The following is a 14,200-nucleotide window of genomic DNA, read 5'->3' as shown; positions in this document are numbered from 1 at the left end:
AGTATAGTGTGACACCTTTTCTACCTAAAAATCCCTAACTCAAACGTCATAACATACACATTCCACCATTAATATGCAATGTCTCCCCAGTGATATACCCTGCGTTTCTAGAAGCTAAAAAAGCCACTGCTTGGGCGATTTCTTGGGAATACCCCATCCGTTGCATAGGTATTCGAACAAGAATGGTTTCTTTCTGTTTCTGAGACAAGTTTCCTGTCATTTCAGTCTCAATAAACCCTGGAGCTATACAGTTAGCGGTAATGCCATAAGCAGCATGCTCCATAGCAGTAACTTTGGTAAGGCCAATTATCCCTGCCTTTGCCGCAACATAATTGGCTTGTCCTATATTGCCCGTGACGGCAACTACAGAACTAATATTAATAATTCGTCCAAAACGAGCCTTGATCATTGATTTTAAGCAGGTTCTGGTCAGATGAAAAATAGCACTCAGATTCGTCTCAATGACTGTATCCCACTGCTCCGGTTTCATTCGGAGCATGATGTTATCGCGAGTTATGCCAGCATTATTCACTAAAATTTCCGGTGATCCGAAGTCTGCTTGTACTGCTGCTAAAGTAGTTTTTATTGCTTCTTTATCACAAACATCCAGTAGATAGCCTTTGCCTTGGACGCCTTCCTTATTTAACATTTGTGTCACTTTCTCTGCTCCTGACTCTGTCGTCGCGGTACCCAAAACTACTGCCCCTTGACGACCCAATTCCACTGCGATAGAAGCTCCAATACCTCGGGATGCCCCACTTACAAAAACAATTTTTCCTTGAACAGACACTTTATAACCACTCGTCCATTATCAGCTTAAACGTCGAACAATTGCTGAAATCAGTTCTATTGTTCTTAGCGGTAGGACTTCAGTATGCTGATTGATTCGTTTATTTAGCCTAGCCAATTTATTATTTGGCCCACATTCTATGAATAGCTTAATTCCCTGTTTTATCATCACCTGGATGGTCTCTACCCAACGAACAGGGCCTATTAATTGCTGGATTAAAGCTTTACGAATTGCTTCAGGCTTTAAATGGAGGGTCGCATCCATGTTGTGGATAACCGGTATTGCGGGTGAAGCAATCGTAATTTTTTCGAGATCTTGAGCCAAACGATCAGCTGCAGGTTGCATCAATGGGCAATGGGAAGGTGCACTAACTGGGATCCTGATCGCTATTTTTGCTCCTTCCGCTTTCGCTAATGTAAGAGCACGATCGACCGCATCGGCATGACCGGATATTACGACTTGATCTGGAGAATTTAAATTCGCCGGTCTCACAATCTTTCCTTTCTCTGATCGCTCACACACAACTTCAACCTGCGATTCGCTCATCCCAATAATGGCGCCCATCGCGCCACCGCCAAGAGGGACCGCTTCTTGCATATAGCGCCCTCGACTTTCCACCAGTAGGACTGCATCTTCAAACGCTAAGGCTTCAGCACACACTAAGGCGACATACTCGCCCAAACTATGTCCCGCCATCATCTTTGGTTTTTTACCACCCAATCCTTCCCAACAACGGAAAATAGCAACGTCTGCCACAAGCAAAGCCGGTTGAGTAAATTCAGTCTGATCGAGTTTCGCTTTCGGTCCTGTTTGAGCTAATTCCCAAATATTATAACCTAGCAAAGCAGAGGCTTCCTGAAAGGTCTCTTTAACTATAGGTTGCGCTGCCAGCTCAGATAGCATACCTACCTGCTGCGATCCCTGACCAGGAAATATAAAAGCAAATGATTCCAACATCTGGGTCTCTCTATATCAAAAAGTTAATAACACCGCTCCCCATGCGAGGCCCGCTCCAAATGCTTCGAGCAATAACATTTCACCGCGTTTTACTTTACCTTCCCGAAATCCAGCATCCAAAGCCAGGGGAATCGAAGCGGCAGAGGTATTGCCATGTTCTTCGATAGTTAAAATAACGCGTTCCAATGGTAAATCTAATCGTTTAGCTGTCGCTTTAATGATACGCATATTAGCTTGATGGGGAATTAACCAATCGATATCAGACTTTTTGACACCACTTTTCTCGATAATTTCATCTACAATTTCGCCTAATTTGGTAACCGCCGTTTTAAATACTTCACTGCCATACATTTTGAGATAGAAAGATGAAAATTTCCGATCCCACATAGTATTTTTTGAAGTGATTAAATCAGCGTAATTGCCATTGGCACGTAAAATAGTTCTTAAAATTCCAGGTTTTTTGTCTGCCTGTAAGATAACAGCCCCTGCGCCATCACCGAATAAAACACATGTGCTGCGATCCTTCCAATCGACCACCTTGGACAACGTATCAACCCCAATAACAAGCACCGTTTTGGCTCCACCTGTACGAATATATTGATCGGCAACACTCAAACCATATACAAAGCCTGCACAGGCCGCGTTCAAATCGAATGCAGGAATATCGTTTCTTAAATTTAAATGCCGCTGGACTAAGCAAGCAGTGCTGGGAAAAAATATTCTGCAGTCGCTGTGCCAACGATTACCTTATCGATAGCTTTTGAATCAATTCCCGCCATTTCAATAGCTCGTCGCGACGCGGCGACTGCCATCGTGGTGGTATTATCGGTACTGTTAGCAACAATATGACGCTTACAGACACCAACCCGCTGCATAATCCATTCATGCGAGGTGTCGACTAATTTTTCCAAGTCTGCATTACTTAGTATTTGTTCAGGTATATAACTGCCGATACCTTGAATACGCGAATAATTCATTGATCTTCCTTTAAAACGTTACTGACTTTATCCTTAATTAATTGCGGAATATTTTTATCAACCTCGCAGATCGCTTCTTCCACAGCAAAAGAAAACGCGTTAACATTGGCGCTGCCATGACTTTTAACTACAATCCCATTTAGCCCCAACAATGTTGCTCCATTATGGCGCTCGGAATCGAGTTGCTTAATCAAGCGTCTAAGAATAGGAAAAGCGGGAAGCAAGGCTAATTTTACCCACCAGGCTTCTTTAAAAGCCGTTTTCACATATTGTGCGATCATTTTTACCACGCCTTCAGTAGCTTTTAAGACCGCATTACCTACAAATCCGTCACAAACAACGACATCAGCGACATTATCAAAAATAGTATCTCCTTCCACATAACCAATATAACTAATGGCTTTACTTTTCTCAAAAAGCTCATTTGCTTTTTTTACTAGTTCGTTACCCTTAATTTCTTCTTCACCGACATTCAACAATCCTACTTTCGGATTTGAAATATTATCCGCTGCAGAAGCCAAAATAGAACCCATTACACCAAATTGGTACAAATTTTCAGGGCCCGAATCGACATTTGCTCCCAAATCCAGCACCCGTACTTGATTTTTATTCTTCGTAGGAAAAGAAGCGATAATCGCGGGTCGATCAATTCCTGGAAGAGTTTTTAATACATAACGCGCGGTCGCCATTAAAGCACCAGTATTGCCTGCACTTACACAAGCTTTCGCTCTTCCTTCTTTAACTAAATTAATCGCAACGCGCATGGAAGAATCTTTTTTACTACGTAATGCTTGAGAAGGTGATTCATCCATGGCTATTTCTTCACTAGCGTGAACAATCTCCCAACGAGTTTCAAAAGACTTTCCTGTTTCTTGTAAAAGTGGCCCTAATTTATTTTTCTTTCCAACAAAGATGAGATTGACATTTGGATGCCTTTCTAAAATATGTAATGCAGCAATCACAATGACTTTGGGCCCGTGGTCCCCCCCATAGCGTCAAGCGCAATCGTCTTTACCATCGGGCTTACTCTTGGTTATTCGTAAGATTCTTTTGGCGTTATGACCTGACGACCTTTATAATAACCTTGTGGGCTAACATGGTGACGCAAATGCATTTCGCCCGTTACTGGATCTTTTGATAGAGTCACTGAGCTGCGGAGTGCATCATGCGAACGACGCATACCGCGTCTTGAACGTGTTTTACGACTTTTTTGTACTGCCATTCTCTTTACTCCAATATTAACAAAAATCCCTCTTGTTCATGCCTTAGAGGTATTTATAAGCCAAGTAATAATGCTTCCTTTACCAAATTGCTGCAATGATCATCTTTTCATCAGTTACTAGAAGAGGTGTACAAATTTAGAAACTGCTTCGCTCCTGTATCTGTCCACCACTGGGGCAGGCCCTATGTTTATATCACAGCTCATGGGGTGGCTACAACGCTGATATATCAGCACTGTATTGTCTTTTCCATGTCCTTTAAATCAACGTACCCATTCTCCCTTTCTAGAAAATGTCTAAAAAACAGCTTTTTTTAACGAAGTACTATACGGGGAAGTTCTTTCAAAGGCAACTGACCTTCCAACTCCATCTGTCGATCACAAACTTGAAGTGATGCATTTTTCAAAGGTAATTTTTCATTCTCTGCAGAATGGTATATGGGAACAAACGTATATCAATTCTCTATCTCTTACAGATTCGTTGCGATAAAATATAATATAACTAACTGATCCATTTAAATATCCTGAGCATTACTCTGGGATTAAATACAAAACAACTTTTACAATAAATCAAAGTGATTGGAATTGTACAAGGTAAACGAAAAATCAAAGAACTTCACTATTTTAAAAACCATTGAAGTGGATATTTTGTAAGATAGATAGGTAATCCCTAACCTTGTTTAAACTAAATTTTACTATTTGCTCAAAGAGATCGCGATCCTTACTTCATCAACATCGAATACCTGATAGAATCAGCCAAGAAAAAAGATTGTATTTCAGAGATGAATCTATAACCAGAATACCTAAATTTAAATAATGCCTGCTGTAAAATAGCTATTTCTACTGATATATATACCATTAACCAACTAAATTACATAGATTCCGCATTGATGCTACTCATTATAGCTACTCAAAAAACGTTTTAATACCTATCCCTATCAAAAATAAACTTAACAGATCTTCCAATTTTTATTTGTCTTTTTTGACCTCTTACCATCTTGGACTAGATAAAATTGAGATAACATAAAAAATATAATTTTTTTTTGCCATGTAATTCCAAAAACCTTAAATTTGATTTAAAATCCCTGGTGTCAACCGTGCTGGCACCAGGTGAATGTTTGTAAAATACAACCTGTGTCCTTCACAGTTTAGTTTGGATAAAATTTTGAGTTCGCTTTCTCCAGCTCCAAAACTTTTATTAGGAAAGGCGCTATTCATCAATGCCAAGTCACCGAACACATGCAGAAATTTCTTTCTATGTATACACAACTTATATAATCCAATTATAGTTAATCAATTTGACATTAAAAACATTGGAAATTCAAAGGATCAATGAGCTTTTAGTTTCCCTTATCGATTACGTGTTCGACGGTTTAGGGTATGTCTTACATAAAGCTTTCTTAATGGATAATTCCTCTCCTATCTTAACGCATTAAGGGTAGCTGGCATTAATCATTAATTTAAATAGTCGCGTTAATAATTTAGAGAGAAGCTGGAGTAAGGCTTTTGAGTGATTTTGAAAATTTAAGATGGCTTTTAAATACATTGTAAGATTTTATCCCTCAATTATAGGAAAATCATCGGTCCAACTAGGTAATCCTTTAACATCGAATCCGCACTAGTTAATGTTGTATACCTACTATTACTTAATCATAATAAGCCGTTATTTAGAATTTTAAAAAAATCAAAATAAACTCTCTTAATTGCCTTTAAATAGTGTATTTCACATCGATGAAGAAAAATATAAATAAATGCTTTAATGATTCAATGTTTTCATGATTTTTCGAGATTTAGATCGTAATCAAAATAATCTCTAAAATAACAAGGAGCATGTGACGTGTCCGCGATATTAATATCTATCCTCCTCAAATCCCCCTTAACAAGCCAGTACAGTATACACTGTGAATATCTGTAATTACATCTTGCAAGTCCCAACAATCAGAGTCAGTGAAGACTTTACGGATACATCTTTACTTAGGTTTTTTTGCTACACAAGACGCACACTCTCTCTAAGAAAAATTTTTTATTTTTGTTAAAATTATTTTGAAAGTTATATAAAAACAATTTTTATCAATTTTCGTTAAAGTTTTTTAAGAAAATTAATTAAATCAATATCTAAAATAGCACATACACCTAAATATTTATTCTCCCACTCGCAATAAATTTCAGCAGAATGCAAAAATAATCGGCATAAACCACGTCTTCGCATTTCACGATTAAATGAATGATCTCCATATTTCTCATCGCCTGCAATAGGATACCCCATATGAGCAGCATGAACGCGAATTTGGTGTGTTCTTCCCGTAAGTAATTTAGCCTCTAATAAAGAGGTGTCGGAAAAAAATTTGAGTGGTCGAAAAAATGTGACGGCGACTTTCCCCTCCTGGCTTACTTCTACCATTCGTTCCCCACTTTGTAAAATGTTTTTTTGAAGTGGTGCTTCAAGCCGTCTCCTACCTCCTTGCCAATGACCTTTAACGAGTAAAAGATATTTCTTATTGACCTTCCGTTCAGTCAAGAGCGTATGCAGAGCGAGGAGCGTGCTGTGTTTTTTAGCTACCACTAAGCAACCTGAGGTTTCCCGGTCTAATCGATGGACCAACTTCACAATGCGTGCTTTAGGGCGCATGGCACGCAATGCCTCAATCAAACTTAATCGAGTTATTCCACTACCCCCGTGTACCGGCAATCCTGAAGGCTTATTAATGACTAAAAGATCTGAATCTTCGTAAAGGACCCGCATTTCCAATGAAACCAATAAACTTCGATCTAATACCGGTGGAATCTTCCCTTCCCATCTTTTCACTGGCGGAACACGAACCATGTCACCTACAGCCAAGCGATAATCTACACGGACCCGCTTTTTATTCACGCGTACTTCACCCTTACGGATAGCTCGATAAATTCGAGTTTCAGGAACACCCTTAAGCTGACTAATAAGGAAGTTATCTAAACGTTGCCAGGCGTGTGTTTCATCAATTTGAATGGGAATGATGCTCAAAATATGTCCTTTTGTCAAATAGTTATGATGATATGGCTTTATTAGACAAAGCCTGCTATAGTTGCATTTCGTGCCATGATACCATGGTATGCGAATGTGAAAAATTGGCGCGAATGAGCTAGCAATTCTTAGATTCTAAGGTTCGTCACCCTCATGATGTGAGAGGAGGGTCCAAATGATGAAAGGAAAATGAGCGGAAGAATGCCTGCTTAGCATTCCGGGTTTTGCTTTGGCAAATATCAAAATGGGGATTGCTGTGCTTCTGATCCTGGCGATAGTTGACTCAATGTTTGGTTAACATGCGCTCCTAAGAGAAATTTCTGAAACACACAGGCCTTTAAGTTTGTGGTTAAGCGCCTTGAAAGAGACAGGTTTTTACAATGAAGAGAAGAATGCTGATTAACGCTACCCAGCCGGATGAGCTGCGCGTGGCTATTATGGATGATTCTAAATTAGTTGATCTTGATATCGAAATTCCCGGACAGGAACAAAAAAATCAAACATTTATAAAGGGGTCATTAGCAGTATCGAACCTAGTTTGGGGGCAGTGTTCGTTAATTACGGGAGTGAACGTCACGGATTTTTACCATTAAAAGAAATTTCACGAGAATACTTCCTTCAAGAAACTCAGCATGATTTTGATTCTATCGATATTAATCGAGTACTTAAAGTTGGCCAGGAATTAGTCGTCCAAATAGATAAAGAAGAGCGTGGTACGAAGGGAGCCGCTCTAACAACTTTTATCAGCCTCGCGGGTTCTTTTTTGGTGCTAATGCCTAACAATCCCAGAGCGTGTGGGATTTCGCGGAGAATTGAAGGAGAAGAGCGCGAACAACTACGTGAAATGATCAATAAACTGGAATTACCAGAAGGTATGGGTCTTATTGTTCGAACGGCAGGTCTGGGCCGTTCTAGAGAAGAATTAGAGTGGGATTTAAAGATCTTGCTGCGTTATTGGGAAGCGATAAAACAAGCAGCTGTGGCAAAATTAGGACCTTATTTAATTCATCAGGAAAGCGATGTGATTATTCGCGCTATTCGCGACTACCTACGTCAAGATATCGAGGAAATTCTTATTGATGATGAACAAGCATGCAACAACGCTCATCACTACATTAGTCAGGTACGCCCTCATTTGGTAGAACGTTTAAAACTTTATCGCGCCCATTTACCTCTTTTCAGTCGGTTTCAAATCGAGCAACAAATTGAAAACGCTCACCAACGTGAAATTCGTCTTCCGTCAGGTGGATCTCTGATTATCGATCAAACAGAAGCACTGGTAGCCCTTGATATTAACTCCGCTCGCGCTACACGAGGAGCCAGCATTGAAGAGACAGCATTTTCAACTAATTTAGAGGCAGCTGAAGAAATTGCCCGTCAATTGCGTATCCGTGATATTGGCGGCTTAATTGTTATTGATTTTATTGATATGACGCCTGTGCGTAATCAACGCGAAGTTGAAAATTGTCTTCGTGAGGCATTAAAACAAGATCGCGCTCGTATTCAAATCGGACGAATCTCACGCTTTGGTTTGTTGGAAATGTCCCGACAACGCTTGCGCTCTTCTCTCACACGATCGACCCAAGTACCCTGTCCGCGATGTAATGGCGAAGGTACAATCCGTAGTATTGAATCATTGGGTTTGTCAATTGTCCATGTAATTCAGGAGCAGGCTTCCAAAGCAAAAAATATTCACTTTCAATTACAGGCACCTGTAGACCTTACCACTTATTTAATTAATGAAAAGCGCGAAGTTTTAAGAAATATTGAAAAACATTATCCAGTAAAAATCACCGTCGTCCCTAATCAATACATGGAAACGCCGACATACCAATTAAAACAAATTAAAATTGATCCTGCCAGTTTAGATCATGCTAAAGGAACGCTTAGTTATAAACTCGCTAAAATATGCAAAACAGAAATCCCACAAAAACAAGAAACTAAACCATTTGTTGAACCGATCATTCAACAATTTTTAACGATACCAAGAAGAATGATGCAAACGCCAATAGTGCCTCGTAAACCAGGAAATACGGGTTTATTTAAACGATTGATGACGAAGATGTTCGGTAGTAACGAACATCTCAAACCACCTGCTTCAAAAATAACGGAGAGTTTGCTTCAACAACCCAGACATCGAAGCAACAACGGTGGCAATAAACGAAGACAGACAGCCGAAGAGCCTCGCTATTTAATTGAAAGTCGTCAAAGTTCACGACGCCGCTATTACCATCATTCACGCGGAGAAAGTGAAGGGCGTTTACGTCGTGGAACGCGGGTAGGAGGAGATGATCGACGATATTATGGGAAAGGAGGTTCTAGCTCCTACTATACACAATCTTCGGAATCTTTTTGCACACCAACGCCGATAGAAACGGTTGACGTCGATAAATTACCCATCTCGATGCCACCTTCTACTCAGCTAACTCTCACAACAAAGCTGGAACATTGCTCACATCGCAATGTAAATTCTAAAAATATTAATGAAGATGATGATACTAATAGTCGGGAAAATCAGTAATTAACATGGAACACTATTGACAATGCCCGATGTTTTATTTTTTCATCCTTACGCCTCACTATAAAAAAGATCCTTTTTTCACAAATCAAAGTTGACCGCCCAATTCGTACAATCCCATCAATCCTTTAATAGAAAATCCCACTCTAAAAAAACACGTAGAAATCGGAAAAAACCAACCCGTCCATTTGTTGGTAAATGTCATATTTAATGACATACTTGACGAAGTAAACAATGAGCATTCAATAGTGAATCAATAAATCACCGATTAAAGCCAAAAAATAATATTTTTTGTTTTGCCACGCATCTGGCAAATTTAAAAAATTTAGTGCCTGAGTACGTAACTATTTCACAATTAATGTTTAGCTTAGCTTGTCGAAAAGTGGAATATCTTATTCGTTCTTTCTCTCGCAACTCATTTGTCCTGAATTCTGAGTGCAAGGCAGACGACGAGGTACATCATCTACAGAATTTAACATTTCCTCAAATATAGCCAACTTCTTATTTTTCTAGGCAATTTAATCGCCATAAACGTTTTCTTTGGCTTTAGAAGGAATTGCCACGATTAAAAACGGTTAATAAATTAATAAGCTAATTTCTTCTTAAAGAACAAAAAATCCACAATCAGGCGTTTAAAATAAAATAAAACAATTCCCGCAATCAAAAATAGCTTAATAATTTTTACAACTTATTGCAATTAAATGTCGTGTTATCCCAGTAACATCCATTAATATAACCCCGTCCCGACAACGAATGTTTCTTTTGGGAGTATAATAGCTTCATTTGAATATGCAGGCAATACCAATACGAATAAGCATAAGGAATAATATTTATTGATAAGTTTGCTACATCGACAAGCCTAATGCATATGTCACTTCAATTTGACTGTGAAATACTGAACGAATATACCTTGCAACAACATATAATGCATGAGCGTAGATTTAATACTAAAACTATAATTGCACACAACCAAATGGTTGTTTTAACACGGACTATAGATTGATTTTCTTTGCAACTAATAGAATTGTTGGCTGTGCTACCCCATAATAAGTAATAAAAATTTGCACTAGCAACAGCATTCCTCGAATAACAAAAAAAGCATATTTGTTGGTAATTTCAATACTTCAGACTACTTTCTGTAAATTGGATTGCCAATCAATATATATCGCCGTCGCTCATTACCCGCACTATGCGTCGATATGTACAGCAACTAGATTCATCAACGCTTCTTGTGCTGGATAACGTTAGATCGCTACCCTATTACCGTATTTTTCTTAGATAGTTGCATGCATCTGCTTACAAAGCGCTCGAATAATATCTGTGTCAAGTCCTTCTATATAACCAGCTGTATCTTATAAATAAAAATACGAAAATATACCATCCCAGCAGCCAGTTTTATGACTTTAGTGCTGAAGCAGAAGAAACAAAAAAACTACTTAATGATAGAATAACTTTTTCTAACGATCCACTACCAATTCAATAAAATCACCAAAAACACGACTTTTTAAAGGTACAAAACATGAATTCAGTTTCACCTTGCCACTAATTTTCCCTTATAAAGTAAGATAGTCTGATGCGCTACTTCGCGAACAAACTCTATTTCATGTATAGCAGTTAGTAATTTTATACTTTTTTAGCAAAATAATGAATCAAATTACGCATACCAGTCACCATTCTAAGCTCTAGAACGAAAGTAAATTCATCAAATAATGGTATCAATTCCGTCATGAGATAGTAGCTCTGCTGTTTGTCACCTGATTCGTGCGGATATTCGTTTTTTAAAAATCCCTACCTGCTCTCACAACGCTTTTGCTCTTTTAATCGTTTGCGCTTTTGATATTTTCAATACCTGACACGACGCTTCGATTAAATTCTGCAAAATCGTTTGATAGATCCTAAAGATGCAATTGCTGAAATACCGCTCCCACTTTACTACGTAAATCGACGAGCTTTTATTGATTTGATTTAGTTTCTTACCGAGGATAAAAATCGAAATTCAAGCCCATCAGTCGTCATATAACTAGCTATTATCAGGAACTTATAATAAATTAATAACGTTGCAGCACAAGATGTATTTTTTAGCTCCACTGTCGCCCAATAGAGCGACACCGCTATCTCTCCCTCCATCGAACTATTTCTTATACAGTAAACAATACATACCCTCAGCACAGACAAGAATATCTTTGGTAAGTTTTCTACAGACTTCAATTTTATTCCTCTTTAGATTCGTTTTATTACCCTATCTTCCTACGAAATTTAACCTCACAGCCATTTTTCACCTCACCTAAAAGCTTATACTTATAACTTACATGATACTTATTCTCGTCATATAAAGGTGTTTATGGAGAATCATCCTAATTATTTATTTATGTTATTTTATTATAGTATTTATCTAGTCAACATTTTAACTATTTATGCATAATGGTAGTCTACATAGTATTTCTTTATAGTGGTTTGCGATGACCTTAAAAACCTATAATAGAGAAGCTATTAAGTTTCTATTAATACACACCATAATGAAGATAAAATGAAGCCAATCATGACCGTTTATAGTCTGCCAAGAGTCCGGTCCTCCTTCTATCAAAGGTCCCTCTAACTTAATTAATTCCTGAGATCACGGACAACGAAACGTTAATATTCGTCAAAATCAGCCCTGGTTCAGCTTCGTTTATTACCCAATTACTTGATTATCATCAAAAAGATTCTACCGGTATCGTCACCATTTCTCGGAGACGATACTTTTCGTCTTACCAAATCGATTAAGAAGATCCAAAGACATTTGTCAGAGGTAAAAATATTGGAGGAAATATAAAAATTTAAGGCAATTGACGGACTTATTCGCTTAGATATGCTCTCACTCTTTCGAGATCTTCTTCCGTATCAACGCCGAAACAACATTTTTCTTTAGTAACAACCATATGAATGCGCCCGCCATGCCACAAAATACGTAATTGTTCTAAGGATTCTAACTTTTCTGGAGAACAAGCATCCCAGGAAAGATATTTTTCTAAAAAACTCACACGATAGGCATATATACCAATATGGCGATAGTGAGAACCATTTAATTTTATATTTTGCCTATCAGAAAACGTAGTGCGATCCCACGGAATAGGAGCGTGACTAAAATAAAGCGCATAATTTCGACGATTTAAAACAACTTTCGTCGTGTGCGGATTAAACAATTCTTCTATACTCGTCAGAGGTGTGCAAAGCGAGGCAACTTTTACATTATCATGTTTATCTAAATCTTTAGCCAATTTGCGAATAGCTTCCGGAGAAATCAATGGCTCGTCCCCTTGTAAACATACTACGATTTCATTATCTTCTAGCCCTAAAGTAACGACTGCTTCGGCAATGCGTTCTGTTCCAGACTGATGATCTGACGAAGTCATACAGACGATAGCTCCAAATTCTTCTGCTATCCTACAGATCCGTTTATCATCAGTAGCAATCATTACATCCTTGGCTCCGCTTTTTATAGCACATTCATATACATGCTGTATCATAGTTTTACCAGCGATATTAGCAAGCGCTTTACCAGGCAAGCGGGAAGCGTTATAGCGCACAGGTATGATGACGCGAAACTCCATCTTATTCTTCATTCACAGTTAATTGACGAGCTCTATCAGCCAACATAACAGGAATACCATCACAAATAGGATAGGCTAGTTTGTCAAAATGGCAAATTAATTCTTCTATATCTTGGTATTGACTACAAACCAATTTTCCTTTGCAAATTGGGCAAGCCAATACTTCCAATAGCCTTTTATCCATACGTTACCCCATAAAAAACACCAATGAAAATAATTTATCATTTTTACAAGAAGAATCAAGAGGTCGTTACACGTAAACAAGATCGTTTAGTCTGTGAATCAAAAAAGCAAAAATGACAAAAGAAAAAAATGGCCAAAAGTAGTCACTCAATATAGTCAGACACATTTAAGCTTGGAAAAGAAGTGTTTACCTAAAAAGATTCAAAAAAGATTAATGATCGTTAAGATCATAGGTCATGAAAACACTGAACGAAAAGGCACTCTTTATCAAGAAGTAAACGTCTATACAATAAAAACATTTTTAAACAAATCAAAACAAGAGATTCACATAGTTTTTACGATGATTTCCTCAAAATAATATTGCTAAATTAGATGATTATCTTAAAATAGAATTTTATCAGTTTTAATAATTGAATCATTTAAAAAGCATTATCTTTTTGAAAAAGCGATCCTTTAATATTCATTAAATCTTTGTGCGCTAGATCAAAAATCTTTAATTATCCTATTTATTTTAATTAAATGGGAAAGGAATTATCATCGAGACAGTCAAATATTAAAAACGAGATTACAAGAAATAAAAGAAGCTGATGAATTGGAAAAGCCATAGCAAAACATTCGCAAGTAGTGTTGCCCTATTTCCTTTTTAAAAGGAAGTTATCAAACATTTTCAGAATTCGGATGCCTACCAACGAATAAGAATTTTACGCCGATAAAGTTAAATTAATATTTATCTTTTTTCTATGTTGTATAGAAGTTCTCAGTTCAATGTTTCTAACAAGAGAAATAATGAACAAACCATGATACTTTCCTAAAGATAAAATTTACGGTAAAACTAAAACTAATTTTAATACAAATAAAAAATACAATTATTAATTCTAAAAATCCTAACTCCAGATTTTAAAGGTATCTCTAAAAATTCATTTTATTCTGTCGTTCTTACAACTAAAGATGCTACAGACCAGAAT

At 37.6% G+C, this 14,200-nt stretch carries 6 protein-coding genes and 3 pseudogenes; 1 reads left to right on the top strand and 8 read right to left on the bottom strand.

Features of this window, described 5'->3' with window-relative positions; all coding sequences use genetic code 11:
- Positions 1-46: 46 nt before the first annotated feature.
- From fabG to LG660_RS00235, 6 genes and pseudogenes are all read right to left on the bottom strand, one after another.
- The gene (fabG, locus tag LG660_RS00260) at positions 47-790 is read right to left on the bottom strand and encodes a 3-oxoacyl-ACP reductase FabG (RefSeq protein ID WP_258267444.1); all 744 of its coding nucleotides are present in this window, start codon (positions 788-790) and stop codon (positions 47-49) included.
- A gap of 21 nt (positions 791-811) precedes the next feature.
- Entirely contained in the window at positions 812-1,747 is a 936-nt protein-coding gene (fabD, locus tag LG660_RS00255; protein ID WP_258267443.1) for an ACP S-malonyltransferase, read from the bottom strand.
- Between the two features lie 15 nt (positions 1,748-1,762).
- A pseudogene (locus LG660_RS00250) lies at positions 1,763-2,724 on the bottom strand (beta-ketoacyl-ACP synthase III).
- Positions 2,721-3,742, bottom strand: a pseudogene (gene plsX, locus LG660_RS00245) (phosphate acyltransferase PlsX). Before plsX ends, LG660_RS00250 begins: the two co-directional pseudogenes overlap by 4 nt.
- Before the next feature lie 15 nt (positions 3,743-3,757).
- Complete coding sequence (gene rpmF / locus LG660_RS00240) at positions 3,758-3,946, bottom strand: 50S ribosomal protein L32 (protein WP_258267442.1); 189 nt, start codon at positions 3,944-3,946, stop codon at positions 3,758-3,760.
- Positions 3,947-6,023: 2,077 nt separating this feature from the next.
- Positions 6,024-6,962, bottom strand: a complete 939-nt coding sequence (locus LG660_RS00235) for an RluA family pseudouridine synthase (protein WP_258267441.1) — start codon at positions 6,960-6,962, stop codon at positions 6,024-6,026.
- 362 nt (positions 6,963-7,324) lie between these two features.
- Here LG660_RS00235 and LG660_RS00230 point away from each other — a divergent pair.
- A pseudogene (locus LG660_RS00230) lies at positions 7,325-9,025 on the top strand (Rne/Rng family ribonuclease); the annotation flags it as partial.
- Positions 9,026-12,296: 3,271 nt separating this feature from the next.
- Here LG660_RS00230 and kdsB read toward each other — a convergent pair.
- A complete protein-coding gene (gene kdsB, locus LG660_RS00225) occupies positions 12,297-13,064 on the bottom strand; it encodes a 3-deoxy-manno-octulosonate cytidylyltransferase (protein WP_258267440.1) in 768 nt (255 codons plus the stop codon).
- Positions 13,054-13,236, bottom strand: a complete 183-nt coding sequence (locus LG660_RS00220) for a Trm112 family protein (protein ID WP_258267439.1) — start codon at positions 13,234-13,236, stop codon at positions 13,054-13,056. Before LG660_RS00220 ends, kdsB begins: the two co-directional genes overlap by 11 nt.
- Between the last annotated feature and the right edge of the window lie 964 nt (positions 13,237-14,200).

Source organism: Coxiella-like endosymbiont (assembly GCF_024730665.1).
In the GTDB taxonomy this organism is placed as follows: Bacteria; Pseudomonadota; Gammaproteobacteria; order Coxiellales; family Coxiellaceae; genus Coxiella.
This window is presented reverse-complemented; position numbering and strand designations above follow the sequence as displayed.

Coding starts and splice junctions, on each gene's coding strand:
- kdsB (WP_258267440.1), bottom strand. CDS start 13,064: ATGAAGAATAAGATGGAGTTTCGCGTCATCATACCTGTGCGCTATAAC.
- LG660_RS00220 (WP_258267439.1), bottom strand. CDS start 13,236: ATGGATAAAAGGCTATTGGAAGTATTGGCTTGCCCAATTTGCAAAGGA.
- rpmF (WP_258267442.1), bottom strand. CDS start 3,946: ATGGCAGTACAAAAAAGTCGTAAAACACGTTCAAGACGCGGTATGCGT.
- fabD (WP_258267443.1), bottom strand. CDS start 1,747: ATGTTGGAATCATTTGCTTTTATATTTCCTGGTCAGGGATCGCAGCAG.